The organism is Agromyces sp. NPDC058126 (genome assembly GCF_042884595.1).
In the GTDB taxonomy this organism is placed as follows: domain Bacteria; phylum Actinomycetota; class Actinomycetes; order Actinomycetales; family Microbacteriaceae; genus Agromyces.
This window is the reverse complement of sequence record NZ_JBHVTS010000002.1, coordinates 108,220-127,818: the sequence shown is the minus strand read 5'-3', so window position 1 is coordinate 127,818 and position 19,599 is coordinate 108,220. Positions and strand designations below refer to the sequence as shown.

General features: G+C 72.2%; 18 protein-coding genes. 8 read left to right on the top strand and 10 right to left on the bottom strand.

Annotated features, from left to right (window positions below):
- The first annotated feature begins 46 nt into the window (after positions 1-46).
- From ACFVTR_RS05830 to ACFVTR_RS05805, 6 genes are all read left to right on the top strand, one after another.
- Positions 47-1,291 (top strand): extracellular solute-binding protein, encoded by a 1,245-nt coding sequence (locus ACFVTR_RS05830; protein WP_387035566.1) that lies wholly within the window; start codon positions 47-49, stop codon positions 1,289-1,291.
- Between the two features lie 138 nt (positions 1,292-1,429).
- The gene (locus ACFVTR_RS05825) at positions 1,430-2,416 is read left to right on the top strand and encodes a carbohydrate ABC transporter permease (RefSeq protein WP_387035563.1); all 987 of its coding nucleotides are present in this window, start codon (positions 1,430-1,432) and stop codon (positions 2,414-2,416) included.
- On the top strand, positions 2,413-3,372 hold the full coding sequence (locus tag ACFVTR_RS05820) for a carbohydrate ABC transporter permease (RefSeq protein ID WP_387035561.1): 960 nt from the start codon (positions 2,413-2,415) through the stop codon (positions 3,370-3,372). The genes ACFVTR_RS05825 and ACFVTR_RS05820 overlap by 4 nt, the downstream gene beginning before the upstream one ends.
- Positions 3,369-4,901: a glycoside hydrolase family 3 N-terminal domain-containing protein gene (locus ACFVTR_RS05815; RefSeq protein ID WP_387035559.1), complete on the top strand. Its 1,533-nt coding sequence runs from the start codon at positions 3,369-3,371 to the stop codon at positions 4,899-4,901. The genes ACFVTR_RS05820 and ACFVTR_RS05815 overlap by 4 nt, the downstream gene beginning before the upstream one ends.
- On the top strand, positions 4,898-5,833 hold the full coding sequence (locus ACFVTR_RS05810) for an ROK family protein (RefSeq protein ID WP_387035557.1): 936 nt from the start codon (positions 4,898-4,900) through the stop codon (positions 5,831-5,833). Before ACFVTR_RS05815 ends, ACFVTR_RS05810 begins: the two co-directional genes overlap by 4 nt.
- Positions 5,818-6,603: a glucosamine-6-phosphate deaminase gene (locus ACFVTR_RS05805; RefSeq protein ID WP_387035554.1), complete on the top strand. Its 786-nt coding sequence runs from the start codon at positions 5,818-5,820 to the stop codon at positions 6,601-6,603. Before ACFVTR_RS05810 ends, ACFVTR_RS05805 begins: the two co-directional genes overlap by 16 nt.
- Positions 6,604-6,698: 95 nt before the next feature.
- Here the strand turns inward: ACFVTR_RS05805 and ACFVTR_RS05800 are convergent, their stop codons facing one another.
- Positions 6,699-7,286 (bottom strand): TetR/AcrR family transcriptional regulator, encoded by a 588-nt coding sequence (locus tag ACFVTR_RS05800; RefSeq protein WP_387035552.1) that lies wholly within the window; start codon positions 7,284-7,286, stop codon positions 6,699-6,701.
- Between the two features lie 109 nt (positions 7,287-7,395).
- Here ACFVTR_RS05800 and ACFVTR_RS05795 point away from each other — a divergent pair, with 109 nt between their 5' ends.
- Positions 7,396-8,502, top strand: coding sequence for an ABC transporter permease (locus tag ACFVTR_RS05795; RefSeq protein ID WP_387035550.1), 1,107 nt, complete (start codon positions 7,396-7,398; stop codon positions 8,500-8,502).
- A 16-nt stretch (positions 8,503-8,518) separates the two neighbouring features.
- Here ACFVTR_RS05795 and ACFVTR_RS05790 read toward each other — a convergent pair whose 3' ends face one another.
- The 9 genes from ACFVTR_RS05790 to ACFVTR_RS05750 form a co-directional block, all read right to left on the bottom strand.
- Complete coding sequence (locus ACFVTR_RS05790) at positions 8,519-8,890, bottom strand: YrdB family protein (protein ID WP_376944419.1); 372 nt, start codon at positions 8,888-8,890, stop codon at positions 8,519-8,521.
- Between the two features lie 22 nt (positions 8,891-8,912).
- Entirely contained in the window at positions 8,913-9,785 is an 873-nt protein-coding gene (purU, locus tag ACFVTR_RS05785; RefSeq protein ID WP_387035548.1) for a formyltetrahydrofolate deformylase, read from the bottom strand.
- Between the two features lie 55 nt (positions 9,786-9,840).
- Positions 9,841-11,751 carry a sigma-70 family RNA polymerase sigma factor gene (locus ACFVTR_RS05780; protein ID WP_387035547.1) on the bottom strand — a complete coding sequence of 637 codons (1,911 nt, stop codon included), beginning with the start codon at positions 11,749-11,751 and terminating at the stop codon, positions 9,841-9,843.
- Between the two features lie 474 nt (positions 11,752-12,225).
- Positions 12,226-13,419 (bottom strand): N-acetylglucosamine-6-phosphate deacetylase, encoded by a 1,194-nt coding sequence (locus tag ACFVTR_RS05775; protein ID WP_387035545.1) that lies wholly within the window; start codon positions 13,417-13,419, stop codon positions 12,226-12,228.
- Positions 13,420-14,205, bottom strand: a complete 786-nt coding sequence (locus tag ACFVTR_RS05770; RefSeq protein ID WP_376944423.1) for a DeoR/GlpR family DNA-binding transcription regulator — start codon at positions 14,203-14,205, stop codon at positions 13,420-13,422.
- Positions 14,202-15,074, bottom strand: a complete 873-nt coding sequence (locus ACFVTR_RS05765) for a ketose-bisphosphate aldolase (RefSeq protein WP_387035543.1) — start codon at positions 15,072-15,074, stop codon at positions 14,202-14,204. Before ACFVTR_RS05765 ends, ACFVTR_RS05770 begins: the two co-directional genes overlap by 4 nt.
- Entirely contained in the window at positions 15,071-16,105 is a 1,035-nt protein-coding gene (locus ACFVTR_RS05760) for a 1-phosphofructokinase family hexose kinase (RefSeq protein WP_387035542.1), read from the bottom strand. Before ACFVTR_RS05760 ends, ACFVTR_RS05765 begins: the two co-directional genes overlap by 4 nt.
- The gene (locus ACFVTR_RS05755) at positions 16,102-17,070 is read right to left on the bottom strand and encodes an ROK family protein (protein ID WP_387035540.1); all 969 of its coding nucleotides are present in this window, start codon (positions 17,068-17,070) and stop codon (positions 16,102-16,104) included. Before ACFVTR_RS05755 ends, ACFVTR_RS05760 begins: the two co-directional genes overlap by 4 nt.
- Before the next feature lie 4 nt (positions 17,071-17,074).
- Entirely contained in the window at positions 17,075-17,944 is an 870-nt protein-coding gene (locus ACFVTR_RS05750) for an SIS domain-containing protein (RefSeq protein WP_387036589.1), read from the bottom strand.
- Positions 17,945-18,342: 398 nt separating this feature from the next.
- Between ACFVTR_RS05750 and ACFVTR_RS05745 the strand changes: the two genes are divergently transcribed.
- Complete coding sequence (locus ACFVTR_RS05745) at positions 18,343-19,593, top strand: extracellular solute-binding protein (protein WP_387035538.1); 1,251 nt, start codon at positions 18,343-18,345, stop codon at positions 19,591-19,593.
- Positions 19,594-19,599: the final 6 nt, after the last annotated feature.

The window sequence follows — 19,599 nt, the reverse complement described above, 5'->3', positions numbered from 1 at the left end:
CAGCGAACCCCCGCTGTTTCCCCACCCCCATGAAAGGAAACGACAAATGAGGAAACTCGGCATTGTGGCGCTCGGCGCCGCGGCTGCCCTGACCCTCGCCGGTTGCAGCACCGGTGGTGGGAACGAGTCGGCCGACGGTGGCGACATCACCGTCTGGGTCGTCGGCAGCGACACCCCTGAGGACGCTCGCGCCTACCTCAAGGACACCTTCGAGTCGGAGAACGACGGTTGGACCCTCACGGTCGAGGAGAAGACCTGGGCCGACGTGAGCGACACCTACGCAGCTGCGCTCCAGTCGAACGACTCGCCCGACGTGGTCGAGGTCGGCAACACCCAGACGGCGAGCTTCGCCGACCAGGGCCTCTTCCTCCCGCTCGACGACTTCGCGAGCGACGACTACCTGCCCGGTCTCGTCGAGTCGGCGACCTACGACGGCGAGCTCTACGCCGCGCCGTACTACGCCGGTGGCCGCATCGTGTTCTACAGCAAGCAGATCCTCGGCGACACCCCCGTCCCCACGACGCTCGACGAGTACGTCGCCACGGGCAAGGAGCGTCGCACCGACACGGTCTCGGGCATCTGGGCTCCGGGTCGCGACTGGTACAACGCGCTTCCCTACGTCTGGGCGCACGGCGGATTCATCGCCGAGCAGGACGGCGACGAGTGGAAGGCCGGCTTCTCCAGCGACGGCGGCGTCGAAGGCCTGACCCAGCTCCAGGACGTCTACCTCAACGCGTCGAACGCGGCGAAGGACGGCGACGAGACCGACCCGCAGGTTCCGTTCTGCGCCGGTGAAGACGTCTTCCTCTCGGCTCCCGCGTGGGTGCAGTGGTCGATCACCGCTCCCGCCGACGCCGAGGCGCCCGGCTGCCCCGACACCTACGGCTCCGACCTGACGGCGTTCGCGCTGCCGGGCCTCGAGGCCGGCGAGACCGCCCCGATCTTCGCGGGCGGCTCGAACGTGGCGGTCGCGACGAAGAGCGCGAACCCCGAGCAGGCTCGCGCCGCGCTCGACATCATGGCGAGCGCCGGCTACCAGGACCTCCTGGCCGCCGGTGGCCTGACCCCGGGCCTCACCGCTTCGGCGGCGAACCTGCCCGACACCGAGATCGCGAAGGCCCAGGCCGTCGCCCTCGAGAACTCGAAGGTGACCCCGACCACCCCGAAGTGGGCCGAGGTCGAGGCTGCGCAGATCATCCAGGAGGCGCTCGTGAAGATCGCCCAGGGTGGCGACGTGGCGGCCATCGCGGCCGACCTCGACGCGCAGATCGAGGAGATCCTCAACAGCTAGCCTGTTGAGCCCGGCGGGGGCGGAGTCCCACACAGCTCCGCCCCCGCTTCCCTGCAACGAACTCGAACGGCGCCGGTGCCGCGAGACGTACCATCAGTCATACCCCGCGTCCCCCCGCGGACACCCGGAGGAAGAGCCATGAGCGCAACCCTCGCCGAGCCTGACGCAACGCCGCGCACGCCGAACACGAAACCGCCCCGTCCCCCCAAGGGCGCCCCCACAGGGCCTCGCAAGAAGAAGCCGGTGCAGTGGGCCCCCTGGGCGCTGCTCGCCCCGAGCATCGCCCTCCTCGTCGTGATGGTCGTCTACCCGACGATCGTGATGCTCGTCACCTCGTTCACGAACCTCGAGATCAAGAACAAGATGCTGGGCACCTCGCCCGACTTCGTCGGGTTCGACAACTACATCGAGATCTTCACCGACTCGCAGTTCCCCCAGGTGCTCGCCCGGAGCCTCGGCCTCATGGTCGTGCTCACGACGCTCATCGTCGTCTTCGGCATGCTCATCGCGCTGACGATGACGAAGCTCTCGAAGGCCTGGCGCCTCGCGGTCTCGGTCTCGCTCCTCTTCGCCTGGGCGATGCCGCCGCTGGCCGCCACCGTCGTGTGGGGCTGGATGTTCGACACCGACTACGGCGTCATCAACTGGGCCCTCAACACGATCACCGGCACGCAGGACTGGCGCGGTCACGGCTGGCTCGAGAACCCCTGGTCCTTCATGATGGTGCTCGTCATCATCGTCACGTGGCAGAGCATCCCCTTCGCCGCGATCACCTTCTACGCCGGACTCGGCCAGGTGCCGGAGGAGGTCATCGAGGCCTCCTCGCTCGACGGCGCCAGCGCGTGGCAGCGCTTCCGGCTCATCGTCCTGCCGTACATGCGCAACGTGATCACGGCCGTGCTCGTGCTCGAGACCATCTGGAACCTGCGCATCTTCACGCAGGTGTACGCCCTGCAGCAGCAGGGCGGCCTCGCGAGCGAGACCAACGTGCTGCCGACCTACCTGTTCCGACAGGGGCTCGGCGAGTTCGGCACCACGGCCGCCATCGGCGTGTTCATGGTGATCCTGCTCATGGCCATCTCCTACTTCAACGTCCGCAACTCCCTGAAGGATGAAGAGCTGTGAGCATCAGTCCTGGAATGCAGCTCGCCGAAGAGCCCGGATCGATCGCGGCGGAGACCCGCGCCGCCACTACGATCGGCGACGGAGGCCGGCTCGGCCGCCGCGCCGGCCGACGCAGGGGCCTCCTGGGCCGCCTCGGCCTCAACCTCTGGGCACTCGTCATCATCGTGTCCTCGATCTTCCCGGTCTACTGGATGGTGAACATGTCGTTCACCCCGTCGAACCAGATCATCAGCCGCAACCCGAGCCTGCTGCCGCTCGACTTCACGTTCAAGAACTACATCACGGCGTGGACCCGCGAGGCGGCGCCGGGCCAGACCGACTTCCCGCACGCGCTCATCTCGAGCATCACGGTCGGACTCGCGGTCGTCGTCGTCTGTGCGATCCTCGCCTTCCTCGCGTCGATCGCCCTCGCGCGATTCGCCTTCCGTGGCCGGGTGTTCTTCATCATCGCCGTGCTCGTCGTGCAGATGGTGCCCGGCGAGGCGATGATGTTCACGATCTACAACATGATCGACGACTGGCGCCTCATGAACACGCTGCTCGGCCTGTTCATCGTGCACCTGGCCGCGGTCGTGCCGTTCACGATCTGGACCCTGCGCGGCTTCGTGAAGGGCGTGCCGGCCGAGCTCGAGGAGGCAGCCATGATCGACGGCTGCACCAAGGCGCAGGCGTTCTGGAAGGTCACCTTCCCGCTCATGGCGCCCGCGCTCGTCTCCACCGGCATCTTCGCGTTCATCCAGAGCTGGAACGAGTTCCTGATGGCGCTCCTCCTGCTCAAGGGCTACAACCTCACCCTGCCGCCGTGGCTGAACTCGTTCCAGTCCGCCACCGAGGCGACGAACTGGGGCGCGGTGATGGCCGGCTCGACGCTCATCGCCCTCCCCGTCGTCATCTTCTTCCTCTTCGTGCAGGGCCGCATGGTCGGCGGCCTCGTGAACGGAGCCGTCAAGGGATGAGCGCCGTGACCTCCACCGGTGCGGCCGCACAGCTGCACCGGGACATCCTGACGACCCTGCTGCCGGGCTTCGACGGCCCGGTCGCCCCCGACTGGGTGCTCGCGCGACTGCGCGACGGCCTCGGCGGCGTGTGCCTCTTCGGCGAGAACGTCGTCGACCCCGAGCAGCTGCGCGCGCTCAACGAGCGCCTCCGTGGGGCGAACCCCGATGCGGTCATCGCGATCGACGAGGAGGGCGGCGACGTCACCCGCCTCTTCTACGACCGCGGCGCCCCCTTCCCGGGCAACGCCGTGCTCGGCCGCATCGACGAGCTCGAGCTGACCCGCCGGGTGGCGGCCGAGGTGGGCCGCGCCCTCGCGGCGACCGGCTGCACCGTGACGTTCGGCCCCGATGTCGACGTCAACGCCAACCCCGACAACCCCGTCATCGGCGTGCGCAGCTTCGGAGACGACCCCCAGCTCGTCGCCCGCCACTCGGGCGCCTGGGTCGAAGGGCTCCAGCAGACCGGCATCGCCGCGAGCGCCAAGCACTTCCCGGGCCACGGCGACACGGCGACCGACTCCCACCTCGCGCTGCCCGTCGTCGACGTGCCGCTCGAGACGCTGCAGGAGCGCGAGCTCGTCCCGTTCCGTGCGGCGATCGCCGCGGGCGCCCGCACGATCATGACCTCCCACATCCTGCTCCCGCAGCTCGATGCGGAGGCTCCGGCCACCCTCTCCCCGCACATCCTGCACAGCCTGCTCCGCGGGGAGCTGGGTTTCGAGGGGGTCATCGTCACCGACGCCCTCGACATGAAGGGGGCGAGCGGCGCGCACGGCATCCCCGAAGCCGCAGTGCGCGCCCTCGCCGCCGGTTGTGACCTCCTCTGCATCGGGGCGAACAACTCCGACGAGCAGCTCGGCGAGATCGCCGCGGCGATCGCCGAGGCGATCGAGTCCGGGCGACTGCCGGCCGAACGGGTCCGGGACGCCGCGGCCCGCGTGCGCGCGCTCGCCGCGACCGCTCCCGCCGTGCCCGCGGGTCCTGCTGCCCCCGACGTGATCGAACCCGCGCACGACGACGAGGAGATCGCCCGGGTGGTGGCCTCCTTCGAGGTCGCCGACGCCGTGCGCGGGCGTCTGCTCGGTGCCTCTGGGATCGGCGCGGTCGTGCGCATCGACACGGTGGCGAACATCGCCATCGGCGTCGCACCGTGGGGTCCCTTCGCCGCAGAGGCCGTCGCCCCGCAGCCGTCGTGGCTCAGCCGCGCCGACCTCGTGCCGGTCGCCCACGGCGAGGTGCTCGACGATCCGGCCGGGCTCCCTGGGCCCGTGCTCGTCGTCGGCAAGGACCTGCACCGCCACGCCTTCGCCCGCCGGGCGATCGATGCGCTGCGCGCGGTGCGCGACGACGTCGTGACGATCGACATGGGCTGGCCGTCGCACGACCGCGGCTACGCCGACGTGGCGACCTACGGCGCCTCGCGCCTCCTCGGCGACGCGGTGCTCGCGTTCGTCGACGACGCGCTCGCCCCAGTGGCCGCGCGGTGAGGCTCGGCATCGACATCGGCGGCACGAAGACCGCGGCGGTCGCGCTCGCCGAGACCGGTGAACTGAGCGACCAGGTGCGCATGCCGACCGGCTTCGGGGCCGAGGCCGTCGTCGAGACGGCGCTCGCCACCGTCGAACGGATGGCGGAGCTCTCGGGCCTCGGCGCGAGCGCGTTCTCGTCCATCGGCATCGGCATCCCCGGTGCCGTCGACACGATCACCGGCCGGGTCGCCCATGCGGTGAACCTCGGCCTCGAAGGGCTCGACCTCGGGCCTCGGCTCACCGACCGGCTCGGCGTCGACGTGCGCATCGAGAACGACGTGAAGGCCGCGGCGCTCGGCGCGCATCACCTCCTCGCCGCGGAGGGGTCGGCGGCCCCGTCGGCCGACCGCTCGATGGCCTACCTCAACCTCGGCACCGGCCTCGCTGCCGGAATCGTGCAGGGCGGCCGTCTGCTGCGCGGCGGCCACGGTGTGGCGGGCGAGATCGGGCACATCCCCATCGACCCCGCGGGGGAGCTCTGCGGATGCGGCCAGCGCGGCTGCCTCGAGACGGTGGCCTCCGGGTCGGCGATCGCGCGCATGTGGACGTCCGACGCCGAGCTGCCCGCCCGTGAGCTCTTCGACCGGGCGGAGGCGGGCGATGCCGAGGCGGCCGACGTCCGCGAACGCTTCCTCTCCGGCGTCGCAGCGGCGGTCCGCCTGCTCGTGCTCACCACCGATGTCGACGAGGTCGTGATCGGGGGCGGGCTCGCCGCCCTCGGCGAACCGCTCGTCGACGGAACTCGCCGTATCCTGAACGGGTGGGCCGCCGATTCGGCGTTCCTCGCCTCTCTCGGGCTCGCGGAGCGGGTCCGGGTCATTCCCCTCGGATTTCCGGCAGCCGCCGTGGGCGCTGCCCTGGTAGGAGTTGCGCAATGGCAGAAGTCGTAGTCGTCGAAGACGAGCAGGCGGCGGGCGAGCTCGTCGCGGGTTCGATCGTCTCGCTGATCAGGCAGAAGCCCGATGCGGTGCTCGGTCTCGCGACCGGCTCGACGCCGCTGGCGAGCTATCGGGCGCTGGCCGCCCGCATCGCGGCGGAGTCGATCGACGTTCGCGGGGTGCGGGGCTTCGCGCTCGACGAGTACGTGGGCCTTCCCACGGGGCATCCCGAGAGCTATCGCGCGGTGATCACCCGCGAGGTCGTCGACCCGCTGGGCCTCACGCCCGAGCTCGTGCGGGTGCCGAACGGCGACCCGGCGACGATCGAGCATGCGGGCGCCGACTACGAGGCCGCCATCGTCGCGGCCGGCGGCGTCGACCTGCAGATCCTCGGCATCGGTCGCACCGGCCACATCGGCTTCAACGAGCCGGGCTCCTCGCTCGCCTCGCTCACGCGGGTGAAGACGCTCACCGAGCCGACCCGCGTCGACAATGCGCGCTTCTTCGACTCGCCCGAGGACGTGCCCATGCACTGCATCACCCAGGGCATCGGCACGATCCTGCGGGCCCGTCACCTCGTGCTGCTCGCGTTCGGCGAGGCGAAGGCCGAGGCCGTCGCCGCGGCGGTCGAGGGCGGCGTGTCCGCGAGCCAGCCGGGCTCGGCGATCCAGCTGCACCCGCATGCGACCGTCATCGTCGATGCGGCGGCCGCGTCGCGCCTCGCAAACCTCGAGTACTACCGGCACGCCTGGGTCAACAAGCCGGCCTGGCAGGGCATCTAGCCCGCTGCGAACGACACGGATGCCTCGGGCGGGATGCCGCCCGAGGCATCCGTCGTTCTCGGAGACGTCGGGCGCGGAACGGCGACGCGCGCCCGTCAGTGGGGGAGCGTCCCGGGGAGCTCGGCGAGGTAGCCCTCCTCGTCGAAGTCGTCGAAGAGCTGACGCTGGATCATGAACCCCTGGCCGAGCGCCATCATGATGGGCACGCTGCGGGCGAGCCGGGCCTCGGCCTCCTCGGCGGGGTAGTTGGCGAGGAACCACGGCCGGATGGCGTCGCTGAAGGTCTCCCTGATCGCACGGACGGGGCCGCGGATGGTGTCGCCGAGCTCGGTGTCGGTGGCGGCCGCCGCCCAGAGCTGCACGAGCAGGCGGGTGTCGAAGTGCGCGCGCATCCCGCGCAGCACGGTCGCGAGCACCTCGCCGGGGGTGAGCGGCGCCTCGCCCTCCTCCTGCCGGGCGGCGACCTCGAGGCGCCGCTGTCCGAGCGTGCGCTGCGCGACCGCGGCGAGCAGTTCGACCTTGCTCGGGAAGTGCCCGTAGATCGCCCCCGCGGAGAGCCCGGCCTCGGCGATGATGTCGGCCATCGAGGCGCCATCGAGCCCCTTCGCGGAGAAGGCGCGCAGGGCGGCGTCGAGGATCTCGTCGCGTCTCGCCGCGCGGTACTCGTCGCTCACCTTGGGCATCGGCCGCCTCCCGCTCGGAAAACCGAATGATCGTTCTTGACAAGCATAGGAGGCGCGCGCATTCTTATAAAGAACGAATGTTCGTTTTCGTAAGACTCCGGAGGAGATCATGGCGCACACGGATGCCACGCAGTCCCGCACTCCGATCGGGCGGGTCGTCGGCCTCGGCCTGGCGCTCGCGGCGATCGTCGCCGTCATCGTGCTGGCGTTCGCCTGGCCCTCGGTCACGGCCGAGCCCAAGGACCTGCCGATCGCGATCTCCGGGCCGGCCGAACTCGTCGACGCCGCCGAGCAGGCGGTCGACGCGCAGCAGCCCGGCGCGATCGCCTTCATCGAGGTCGACGACCGCTCGGCCGCCGTCGACGCGATCGAATCCCGTGAGGTGTACGGAGCCGTCGTGCTCGGCACCGAGCCCGAGGTGCTCAGCTCCTCGGCGTCGAGCGCCGTCGTCGCGCAGCTGCTGAACGGCGTCGCCGGCGGGCTCGAGGAGGGCGTCAACGCCCAGGCCGCCGCGGCGGCCGCGGCTGCGGGGGCGCCGACCGCCCCGCCCCACATCGACGTCGTCGTCACCGACGTGGTGCCGCTCGCCTCGAGCGACCCGCGCGGAACCGGGCTCGCCGCCGCGCTCTTCCCGCTCGTGCTCGGCGGCATGCTCGGCGGGATCGCGATCTCGCTCGCCGTGATCGGTGCGATGCGGCGGGTGCTCGCCGTCGTCGTCTACGCCGTCGTCGGCGGACTGGCACTGACCGCCATCCTGCAGGGGTGGTTCGGCGCACTGCAGGGCGACTACTGGGTGAACGCCGCGGCGATCGCCCTCGCGCTCGCGGCGATCGCGGCGCCCATCACCGGGTTCGTCGCGCTCATCGGGCGAGCGGGCATCGCCGTCGGCCCCGTCGTCATGCTGCTCTTCGCGAACCCCATCTCGGCGGCGGCGATGCCGAAGGAGTTCCTGCCCGAGCCGTGGGGCGAGGTCGGCCAGTGGTTCCCGCCGGGGGCTGCCGCGACCCTGGTGCGCGAACTCTCGTACTTCCCGGCCGCCGACACGACGTTCCCGTGGCTCGTGCTCGCGGGCTGGGCCGTCGGGGGCCTCCTACTCTCGGTGCTCGGCCATTTCCGCACGGCAGGCGGTGCCGAATCCGACGCGGAGGCCGATGCGGTGGCCGATGCGGAGGCGGCGGCGGGCGCCGAGGCCGCGTCGAGCGCCCGACCCGCCTGAGGCGGGCGGGGTGCAGTCAGCCCGCGAGCTCCTTGCGGCCGTTGATGATGCCGCTCACGGCGGCCACGACGGCGAAGACGACCGCCACGACGGGCTGCCCCAGCATCCACCAGCCGATCGCGGCTGCCGAGAAGATCGCGATCTCGACGAGCGCCTTGCCGAACGGATCGATGCGGAAGACCGCCTTCGGCGACATGAACAGCGCCCAGGCGACGATCGCGAGCAGCGGCGCCCCGATGCCGATGAGCACGCCCGGCCACGGCAGCGGGAAGGCCATGAAGCCCCAGATGCCGAGCGACACGAAGGCGAACAGTTCGAGGAAGAACCGGAGGATGTCGTTCGGGCCGATCTTCGGCTGGGCCTGCGGGGTCTCGGGTGCGGTGCTCACAACCCTCTAGCGTACCCGGGCCTCAGCGGAAGATGATGGTGCGGGCTCCGTCGAGCAGCACCCGGCGCTCGGCGAACCACTTCACCGCCTGGCTCAGCGTGCGGCTCTCCTCGTCCTGGCCGATCGCGACGAGCTCGGCAGGGCTCCGCGAGTGGTCGACGCGCACGACGTTCTGCTCGATGATCGGCCCCTCGTCGAGGTCGCTCGTGACGAAGTGGGCGGTCGCACCGATGAGCTTCACCCCGCGCGCGTGCGCCTGCCGGTAGGGGTTCGCGCCCTTGAAGCCCGGCAGGAACGAGTGGTGGATGTTGATGCAGCGTCCGGCGAGGGCCTCGCAGAGCTCGGGGGAGAGGATCTGCATGTAGCGAGCCAGCACCACGAGCTCGATGTCGTGCTCGTCGACCGCGTCGAGGATGCGTCGCTCGAACTCGGCCTTCGCAGCGGCGTCGGTGACGGCCGCCGATTCGAACGGCACGCCGTAGAAGTCGACGAGGTCGCGGAGCGTGCCGTGGTTCGAGAGGACGAGCGGGATCTCGACCGGCAGCTGGCCCGCGCGCTGGCGGAAGAGCAGGTCGTTCACGCAGTGGCCCGCGGTCGAGGCGAGCACGAGCGTGCGGAGCGGCCGCCCGACCTCGTCGAGGTGCCACTGCATGCTCCAGCGCTCGGTCACGGGGGCGAGCGCCGCCTCGAACTCGGCGCGAGTCGCCCGCGACTCGACCTGCAGGCGCATGAAGAAGCGCCCGGTGTCGAGGCTCGCGAACTGCTGGCTCTCGGTGATGTTGCCGCCCGAGGCGACGACGGCGCCCGAGATCGCGTGCACGATGCCGGGGCCATCGGTGCAGCTCAGGGTCACGACCCAGTGGAACAGGTGATCGGGCGCGGCAGCGGTGGTCATCCGCCCAGATTACCGGGCGGGCCGAAGCGGCTCGTGCTCGTCGCTCAGCGCGGGGTCACCAGTCCGCCTCGGCGGCGGGGCCTGTCCGCCCGTCCGCCGCGTAGCGCACGTGGACGCTGTCGGCGAAGAACCAGCGCCACGAGCCGTTCGACTCCCTGGCGCGGCCGGCCGAGTTGAGCGTGTAGAGACCCTCGTGCCGCCCGTCGATCTCGAGCGCGACCGTCGCGCCGGGCACCCCCCTGAAGTCCAGGCGGGTCAGCCGGACGCGGACCGCGGGCGTCTGGAGCGACACGGGGACGACCGTCGCCTCGGAGACGTTGCCGGCGCGATCGGTCTGCACGAGCTGCAGCGTCGTGGTGCCCGCACGGAGGCCCCGCGGGCTGATCCACCACGAGCCCGAGTCGTCGGCCGTCGTCGTCCAGCTCCGGCCGTCGTCGGCGGTCGCCCTGATCGTCGCTCCGGGCTCCGCGCTCCCGGCGAGATCGGGGTCTACGAGCCCGCCCGCGGTGTCGACCCCGTCGACGACGGGAGGCAGCGCCTCCGTGTCGGGTTCGGGCGTCGGGGTGGGGGTCGGAGTCGGGGTGGGGGTCGGGGTCGGAGTCGGGGTGGGGGTCGGGGTGGCCGTCGGAGTCGGCGTGGGTCCGGGGGTCGACGTCGGAGTCGGCGTCGGTTCGGACGTCGGCGTGGGGGCGACGCTCGGCGTCGGCACAGGGCGAGGAGCCGGATCGACCGGCTGCGGGCCGGGCGACTCGCCGATCGGAGCCTCCTCACCGTTCGCCCCGTCGAGCTCGGGTGCGTTCGAGGGAATCGGCCCGGGGGCCGTCGGCTCGGGCAGGCTCGCGGGCGTCTGGCCCTCGTCGTCGGTGACCGGGGCGGGCTCGACCACCTCGCTGATCGGCGCCGCGAGCGGCTCGTTCGTCGGCGTGAGGCTCGGAGCGACGACGGCGACCGCGACGACGGCTGCGGTCAGCACGAGCGCGCCGGCCCCGATCGCCACGCCGGTGCCGCCGATCGCGCCGACGAGGCCGCCGCCGGCCGCGGCACCGCCGCCGGCAGCGCCGCCGCCGGCTCCGCCCGCCCCGGCGCCCGCTCCACCCGAGCCTCCGGCAGCGCCGCCCGAGCCACCGCCCGAGCCGCCGGCGGCGATGCCCCCGGCGCCCATCGCGTACTCGGCCACCGGCGCGCCCTGCGACAGCCAGGCCGAGTACGCCGTCGCACCGCCGACGCCGGCGGCGAGGGGCAGCAGCACGAGCGCGAGTCTCGATCCCACCTCCCGGGCCTCGGCCGCGACGATCGTGCAGCGCGCGCAGTCGTCGAGGTGGGTTTCGAGCTTCGTGGTGTCGCGCGGACGCAGCTTTCCGCGCGTGTAGCTGCCGAGCCGGTCGATGGTCCAGCGGCACTCGGGCTCGGTCGAGTTCTTGAGGTGCGCGCGGATCCACGCCTGGCGGAGCCCCTCACGGGCGCGGTAGGCGAGGGCGGCCGTGCTGTTCGCGCTCATGCCCACGAGCGGCGCGACCTGCTGCGGGGTCATGCCCTCGACCTCGCTGTACCAGAGCACCTCCTGCCATCGGGTCGGCAGCGAACGGAAGGCCTGCGCGGTCGTCGAACGGTCGAGCGCGTCGAGCGTCGCCGCCTCGTTCGAGTCGGGGTCCTCGAAGGACTCGAGGGTCTCGAGGTTCGTCTCCTGGCGGGCCCGGCCCCAGCTCGCCGCCGTGTTGCGGATCGTCGTGAAGAGATACGGGCGGAACGCCGCGGTCGGGCCCTTTCCGGCGAGGATCGCGTCGTAGATGCGCGTGAACGACTCGGCGACGAGGTCGTCGGGGTCGAGCGAGCTGTACGAGCGCGCGACGGTGCGGGCCGAGGCGGCGTGGCGCTGCCAGAGCTCGGCGTACGCGGCGCGGTCGCCGCGGCGGGTGCGCTCGATGAGTGCGGCGTCGGCGGTGTGATCGGTGCGCACGGGGGGCACGCGCGGCTCCTTCGGGGTTCGGGTCGGTCCACCTGAGAGACGCGTCGAGGCGGGGATCATGACGCGGATCGGGGGTTCCGGACAATTCCACCAGATTTTCCCGAGAATCGCGTCATAGATCGGTCCCGGCGACGTCTTCTCCTGTGAGGGCATGCAACGCGCCCTCGACTTCCGCCGTCTCGGTGCCCGAACGCCGAGACGGAAGCCGGGTACCCGCCGGCGGGACGAGACGCCCGGGGGAAAGGGCAGCTCGGTTCGAACGGCCGGGGCTCCGAGACGATGGGGAACACGTCACGGGGCCCCGCCCTTCACCTCTCTCCGCACGGAGCGGGCGCCGAGTGGTCCCGGCGTGCGACTGAAGCGCGGACCGGGCGCGGGCAGCGCGCGCTGAGCGCAGCACCCGCCGCGGGAAGCGGTCGCGGGCAGCGGCGTCGTGCGCCGCACGGCGGCCGAGTCAGACTCGACCGCGGAAGGTCAGACGAGTCGGCTGCCGGCCGACCACACCGCCTGCACGTCGAGCTCGTCGCCGAGCAGCACCGCGTCGGCCGCGTAGCCGCGATCGAGCCGGCCGAGGTCGTGCGCCCGCCCGACGGCGGCTGCGGGCACCGTCGTGAGCGCGGCGATCGCCTGGTCGAGCGGGATGCCGCAGTCGACGACGGCGCGGCGCAGCGCCTCGTCCTGCAGCAGCGTCGAGCCCGCGATCGAACCGCCCTCGCGGAGGCGGGCGACGCCCTGGTCGACCACGACCTCGAGCGTGCCGAGGAGGTACGCCCCGTCGGCCGAGCCCGTCGCCGCCATCGCGTCGGTGATCAGTGCGACGCGGCCCGGGGCGCCCGCGAAGGCGAGCTTCACGACGTCGGGGTGCACGTGCACGCCGTCGTTGATGATCTCGAGCGTGACGTGGTCGGCGTGCATCGCGGCCACGACGGGGCCCGGTGCGCGGTGGTGCATGCCGCGCATGCCGTTGAACGCGTGCGTCAGGATCGTCGCGCCGGCGCCGAACGCCGCGAGCGCCGTGTCGAAGTCGGCACCGGTGTGCCCGACCGCCACGGCGACGCCCGCGTCGACGAAGCGGGTGATCGCCTCCGTCGCCCCCGGATGCTCGGGTGCGATGGTGATCTGGCGCAGCGTGCCGTCGGCCGCCGCGAGGAGGCGCTCGACCGAGTCCGCGTCGGCCGTCCGCAGCAGCGTCGGGTCGTGCGCGCCGCGGTAGGCGTCGTCGAGGAACGGCCCCTCGAGGTGGGCGCCGAGCACGCGGGGGTCGCGGCGCGACAGGCGTGCGATCACCTCGAGCTGCTCGACCAGCCGGTCGACGGAGGCGGTGACGAGCGAGAGCACCGTGCGGGTCGTGCCGTGGGCGTTGTGCACGGCGAGCACGCGCTCGATCGCCGCCTCGCCCTCGTCGGCCGACGCGCCGCCGGCGCCGTGGCAGTGGATGTCGATGAAGCCGGGGACGAGGAACCGCCCCGAGGCATCCGTCACGCTCGTCTCGGAGGTGAGGAGCGCCCGCCAGCCGTCGCCCAGCCCGCGCTCGGCGACGCGGCCGCCCTCGAAGCGCACCCAGGCGTCGGGCACCGTGTCGAAGCCGCTCACGAGCCGCGCCGATTGGATGATCGTGGGCCCGTTCGGGCCGGAGGCGGGTTCGGTCGCGACGACTGGGGTGCTCACCTAAGCAACGATAACGTCGTAGCCGTGGTCGGCGAGCCGTGCGAGCTGCGCCTCGGTCACGCCCGAGTCGGTGATCAGGGTCGAGAAGAGACGCCGCGAACCGATCGCGGCGAACGCCCGCTTGTCGAGCTTCGACGAGTCGGCGACGAGCACCGGGTGCGTCGCACGCGAGGCCATGAGCGCGTTCACGGCGGCCTCGCGCTCGTCGTGCGAGGTCGGCCCGATCGCCGGGTCGATGCCGTTGACGCCGATGAAGGCGTAGTCGAGCGTCACGCTGCCGAGCACCGCATCGGTGTAGGCGCCGACGAGCTCGTAGGAGCGTGCGTGCACCACTCCGCCGGTCACGACCGTCTTGATCTGCGGCCGGATCGCGAGCTGCATGGCGATGTTGATCGCGTTCGTGACGACGGTGAGGCTCGGGTCGTTCGCCGGCTCCATGATGTCGGCGCGCGACATGAGCGCCTCCACGATCGCCGTGGCGGTGGTGCCGCCGCAGAGGCCGATGACGGCGCCGCGCGGCACCATCGCGCTCGCCGCCCGGGCGATCGCCGCCTTCGACTCGGGGTTCTGCTGGTTCTTGTAGCGGATCGGCAGGTCGTACGCGACCGAGTGGGCGACCGCGCCGCCGCGGGTCCGGGTGAGCAGCTGCTGGCTCGCGAGCGCGTCGAGGTCGCGTCGGGCGGTCGCCGGCGACACTCCGAGCTGGTCGACGATCTGCTCGACCTCGACCTGGCCGCCGTCGGCGAGCAGGTCGAGGACGGCGCTCAGGCGCTCCGCGCGATTCATCCGATCCCGTCCCTTCCGGTGGTGCCCGCCGTCGCCGGCGAGGCGAACAGTCTCAGCATGCGGCCCGCTTCGATGCGCACCGCGTCGCGGCCCGCCGCGAGGTACTTGCGAGAGTCTACGGCCGTCGGGTGCTCCGTGAGGTAGTCCCGGATCGCGCCGGTGAAGGCCGCATTCAGGTGCGTCGACACGTTGATCTTCGTGAGGCCCGCGGCGATGCCCGCGACGATCGTCTCGTCGGGCACGCCTGAGGAGCCGTGGAGCACGAGCGGCACCGGCACGGCGGCGTGGAGCCGCGCGATCAGCTCGAGGTCAAGTGCGGCGACCCGCTCGGTCATCGCGTGGGAGGAGCCGACGGCGACCGCGAGGGCGTCGACCCCGGTCTCGGCGACGAACTGCGCCGCCTCGGCCGGGTCGGTGCGGACGCCGGGCGCGTGCGCCCCGTCCTTGCCGCCGATCTCGCCGAGCTCGGCCTCGACGAGCACGCCCGCCTCGGCCGCGCGGGCCACGACCCGGCGGGTGGTCGCGACGTTGTCGGCGAAGTCGAGCTTCGCGCCGTCGTACATGACCGAGCCGAAGCCCCGGTCGATCGCGAGCAGTGCGAGCTCGACGTCCTCGGCGTGGTCGAGGTGCACCGCGACGGAGGCGCTCGAGGCCTCGGCGACGGCGAGCGTCGCCAGCGCGATCGGCTCGAACGCGCCGTGGTAGCGCACGCAGTTCTCGGAGAGCTGCAGGATGACCGGGAGGCCGGTGTCCTCCGCAGCCCCGACGAGGGCCTCGGCCGTCTCGAGGTGCAGCACGTTGAACGCGCCGATGGCGGTGCCGGCGGCCGCTGCGGCGTCGAGGACGGTGCGGGTGGGGGTGAGCGTCATGCGGTGGTCCTCGGGTCGGTGTCGGGCGCGGGGTGCGCCTGCGCGGTGTTCGCCGGGTCGGCGGTGGATGCCTCGTGGTGGCCGGTGACGACGACCTCGGCCTCGAGCCGGGCGTGGTCGGGGGAGAGTGCGCCCGCGAGGGGCATCAGCACGGCCGAGGCCGACCACGCCGTCGCGCGCCGGGCGAGGGCCGCGCGGGCCGCGACGCCCTCGGGACCCGCATCGCTCACGAGCGAGGGGTTCGCCGCGACGGCGGCGGCGATCGCGGCCACTGCCGCGTCTCCGGCGCCGGTCGCGTTGCCGTGCAGCGGCTTCGGCAGCCGGGCGCGGACGCCGTCGGAGGCGTCGGCGTGCGACAGCACGAGCAGCCCCTCGGCGCCGAGCGAGACGAGCACGAGCCGCGCGCCGGCCTCGAGCAGGGCGCGCCCGCCCGCGACGGGGTCGTCGTGCCCGGTGACCTCGGCGAGCTCGTCGCGGTTCGGCTTCAGCACGGTGGCGCCGGCGCGGGCCGACGCGAGCAGGCCGGGGCCGCTCGTGTCGACGATGACCGGGGCGCCGGCGGCGACGAGTTCGGCGACGAGCCCGGCGAGCTCGTCGGGGCCGAAGCCGGGCGGCAGGCTCCCGCTGATGACGACCGCGTCGGCGCGCCGGCCGAGGCGGGCCGCCTCGGCGAGGAGGGTGCGTGCCTCGGCGTCGGCCAGTGCCGCGCCGTGCTCGTTGAGGATGGTCGTCTCGCCGCTCGTCTCGTCGACGAGGGCGAGGCTCCGGCGGGTCTCGCCGTGCACGGGCACGAGCCGGTGGGGGATGCCGCTGCGCTCGAGATCCTCCGCGAGGCGCGCGCCGGCCGCGCCGCCCGCGGTGGTGAGCGCGAGCACCTCGTGCCCTTCGGACGCGAGGACGCGCGCGACGTTCAGCCCCTTGCCGCCGGCGCGCGAGACGCCCGCCGGCACGCGAAGCGTCTCGCCCGGGCGCAGTTCGGCGAGGTGCCAGGTGAGGTCTTCGGCCGGGTTCGGCGTGACGGTGACGATCACGGCGCCGCCGTTCCGGCGGCGGCCCGTGCCGCCGCGAGGTCGCGTGCGGCGAGGGCGGTGCCCAGCAGGCCCGCGTCGTCGCCGAGTTCGGCACGGAGGAGCACCGGCCGGCGATGGAAGCTGAGGAGGGCGTCGACGCGCTCGCGGAGCGGCTCGAAGAGCGCGGGCCCGGCCTGCGAGAGGCCGCCGCCGATGACGATCGCCTCGGGCGCGAGGGTCGCGACGAGTCGCGCAATGCCTTCGGCCAGTGCTTCGACGGCGGAGTCCCAGATGTCGCGTGCGACCGGGTCGCCGTCGCCGGCCGCCGCGAGCACCGCCCGAGCGCCGGCGACCTCGCGACCACTGGCCGTGCGGTACCGACGGGCGATCGCCCCGGCCGAGGCGACCGTCTCGAGGCAGCCGATCGCGCCGCAGGGGCAGCGCTCGCCGTGCGGATCGGCGAGCGAATGGCCGAACTCGCCCGCGTAGCCGCCGGCCGAGTAGGGCTGGCCGCCGATCAGCATCGAGCTCGCGATGCCGGTGCCGATCGCGAGCACCACGGCGTCGTCGTAGCCGCGCGCCGCGCCGAGCCGGTGCTCGGCGTCGCCCGCGGCGCGCACGTCGTGGCCGAACGCGACGGGCAGCCCGAGCGCGCGCTCGGCGAGATCGCGGATCGGCGCGTCGCGCCACCCCAGGTTCGAGGCGAAGAGTCCGAGTCCGCGCACCTCGTCGACGAGCCCGGGCACGCTCACCCCGGCCGCGGAGACGTCGACCTCGGGGTGCTCCTCGCGAAGCGCCCGGGCCAGCTCGACGAACGACGCGGCGACCGCGCCCGCAGCGTCACCGGCATCCCGCGCGGTCGGCGTGCGACGGAGCCCGAGCACCCGCCCGGAGGCATCCACCATCGCCGACTTCGTGTCGGTGCCGCCGACGTCGAAGGCGAGGACGGCGGCGCCGGGGCCGAGCGGTGGCGCGGTATCGGTCATGGGGTCAGCCCTCGAGGATCACCGAGCGCGTGAGGTTGCGCGGCTGGTCGGGGTCGAGGCCGCGGGCGATGGCCCGGGCGAGCGAGACGCGCTGAGCGCGCACGAGGTCGGCCATCGGGTCGAGCGTGCTCGTCTCGAATCGCGCACCGGTCGCGGCGACGTCGCCGGCGAGCCCCTCGGGGGCGGAGCCGAACTGCCAGGTGACGCGGCCCGGCGCGGCGATCGAGATCGGGCCGTGGCGGTACTCCATCGAGGGGTAGGACTCGGTCCACGACTGCGAGGCCTCGCGCATCTTCAGCGCCGCCTCGTGGGCGAGGCCCACCGAGAAGCCGCGACCGAGGAAGGTGTACTGCTCGGCGTCGACGAGTGCCGGGTCGAGCTCTTCGGCGAGGGCGCGCTCGGCGTCGGCGATCACGGGGGCGAGGTCCTCGCCGAGCGAGGCGCGGAAGAGTGCGAGCGCCGTCGTCGCGAAGCGGGTCTGCACGACCGACTGCTCGTCGGCGAAGGGGAGGGTGATCGCGTCGTCGACGAGGTCGACGAGCGGCGAGGAGGCGTCGCCGATGACGCCGATCGTGCGCACCTGTCCGCGCACGTCGCCGACGAGCTGGAGGACCTCGGTCGTCGTGCCCGAGCGGGTGAGCGCCACGACCGCGTCGTAGCCGCGGAGGGGGAACGCCTCGGAGGCCGCGAAGGCATCGGTCTGGCCGTGCCCGCCCGACTCCCGGAGCCAGGCGTAGGACTGGGCCATGAACCAGGAGGTTCCGCAGCCGACGACGGCGATGCGCTCGCCGCGGCGCGGGAGGCGGGACTGCTCGTCGCGGAGCTCGGTCGCGCGCGCCCACGTCTCGGGCTGCGAGGCGAGCTCGGCGGCCATGTGGGCGGCGGGGGCGGAAGCGGAAGGCAGGCTCACGTGGGCTCCAGTCGGGTGGTGCGGCCGTCGAATGACGACGATGACGCGTTCAATGATTGCAGATGACTGCAATACGTGTCCAACGATCATTGAAAAGATCGTTTACTGCACTATCCCGCATTCGAGGGGTTTAGTGAGGGATCTAAACAAAATCCGGTAACAAATGGCTCTGCGGTCTTGACGGCCGTGCGGGGTGCGGAATAGATTTCCCAGCGTCGAATGAACGTACCTGATCGTTTACTCGGCGAAACGTTCATCAAACTGCACGGATCACCAAGGATCGGTGCACAATGGACGAACGCATCGGCGCGTGAGACCTCGTCGTCGTCGGTGCGCCACCCAACACAGTGAGGAAGCATCCAATGAAGAAGTCTCTGCGCCTCGGCGCCGCGGTCGCGCTCGCCGCCACCGCCTCGCTGACGCTCGCATCGTGCGGATTCGGCGGCGGTGACAGCGGCGGCGACTCGGCCGGCGGCAAGACCACGCTCGACCTGCTCGTGCCGAGCTACTCCGACAACACCCAGCAGCTCTGGGAAGACGTGATCGACGGCTTCGAAGCCGAGAACGAGGACATCGACGTCAAGCTCGAAGTCCAGTCGTGGGACAACCTCGAACAGGTCATCACGACGAAGATCCAGGGTGGTGAGGCACCCGACATCTACAACGGCGGGCCCTTCGCCGGCTTCGCGGCCGACGAGCTGCTCTACCCCGCTGAGGAAGTCGTCTCGCCCGAGACCTTCAGCGACTTCCAGGACTCGTTCATCAAGAACGCCGAGGTCGACGGCACCGCCTACGCCCTGCCGCTCATCGCGTCGGCGCGCGCGCTGTTCGTGAACAACGCACTGCTCGAGCAGGCCGGCGTCGCCGAGGCCCCGAAGACGTGGGACGAGCTGCTCGACGCGGCGACCAAGATCTCGGCGCTCGGCGGCGGCGTGGCGGGCTACGGCATGCCGCTCGGCTCCGAGGAGGCGCAGGCCGAGGCGGCCGTGTGGCTCTGGGGCGGCGGCGGCACCTTCGGTGACGCCGACGCGATCACCGTCGACGACCCGTCGAACCTTCCCGGTGCCGAGCAGATCAAGAAGATGATCGACGCGGGCGCGACCCAGGCCGACCCGGGCTCGACCGACCGCACGCCGCTCATGGAGATCTTCGTCCAGGGCAAGATCGGCATGCAGGTCGGCCTTCCGCCGACCGTCGGCCAGATCGAGGACGGCAACCCCGAGCTCGACTACTCGATCGTGCCGATCCCGACGCAGGACGGCTCGCCCTTCACGCTCGGCGTCATGGACCAGCTCATGGCCTTCCAGAACGACGGCGACAAGCAGGAGGCGATCACCAAGTTCTTCGACTACTACTACTCGGCCGACGTGTACGTGCCGTGGGTGCAGACCGAGGGCTTCCTCCCCGTCACCAAGTCGGGTGCCGAGCAGCTCAAGGGCGAAGAGGCGCTCGCGCCGTTCCTCGAGGTGCTGCCCGACGCGCAGTTCTACCCCTCGACGAACCCCAAGTGGTCGGCCACCGATGGCGCCTTCAAGGCCCTGTTCGGCCAGATCCAGACGAAGCCGGCTCAGGACGTGCTGACCGAGATCCAGGCGCAGGTCGACGCGAGCTGACGCTCG

Excerpts from the sequence above, each read along its gene's own strand:
- ACFVTR_RS05800 (WP_387035552.1), bottom strand. The coding sequence starts at position 7,286 with ATGCCCAAGGTGAGCGACGAGTACCGCGCGGCGAGACGCGACGAGATC.
- ACFVTR_RS05750 (WP_387036589.1), bottom strand. The coding sequence starts at position 17,944 with ATGGCCGCCGAGCTCGCCTCGCAGCCCGAGACGTGGGCGCGCGCGACC.
- ACFVTR_RS05830 (WP_387035566.1), top strand. The coding sequence starts at position 47 with ATGAGGAAACTCGGCATTGTGGCGCTCGGCGCCGCGGCTGCCCTGACC.
- ACFVTR_RS05745 (WP_387035538.1), top strand. The coding sequence starts at position 18,343 with ATGAAGAAGTCTCTGCGCCTCGGCGCCGCGGTCGCGCTCGCCGCCACC.
- purU (WP_387035548.1), bottom strand. The coding sequence starts at position 9,785 with ATGACCACCGCTGCCGCGCCCGATCACCTGTTCCACTGGGTCGTGACC.
- ACFVTR_RS05770 (WP_376944423.1), bottom strand. The coding sequence starts at position 14,205 with ATGAATCGCGCGGAGCGCCTGAGCGCCGTCCTCGACCTGCTCGCCGAC.
- ACFVTR_RS05765 (WP_387035543.1), bottom strand. The coding sequence starts at position 15,074 with ATGACGCTCACCCCCACCCGCACCGTCCTCGACGCCGCAGCGGCCGCC.
- ACFVTR_RS05825 (WP_387035563.1), top strand. The coding sequence starts at position 1,430 with ATGAGCGCAACCCTCGCCGAGCCTGACGCAACGCCGCGCACGCCGAAC.
- ACFVTR_RS05815 (WP_387035559.1), top strand. The coding sequence starts at position 3,369 with ATGAGCGCCGTGACCTCCACCGGTGCGGCCGCACAGCTGCACCGGGAC.
- ACFVTR_RS05805 (WP_387035554.1), top strand. The coding sequence starts at position 5,818 with ATGGCAGAAGTCGTAGTCGTCGAAGACGAGCAGGCGGCGGGCGAGCTC.
- ACFVTR_RS05755 (WP_387035540.1), bottom strand. The coding sequence starts at position 17,070 with ATGACCGATACCGCGCCACCGCTCGGCCCCGGCGCCGCCGTCCTCGCC.
- ACFVTR_RS05795 (WP_387035550.1), top strand. The coding sequence starts at position 7,396 with ATGGCGCACACGGATGCCACGCAGTCCCGCACTCCGATCGGGCGGGTC.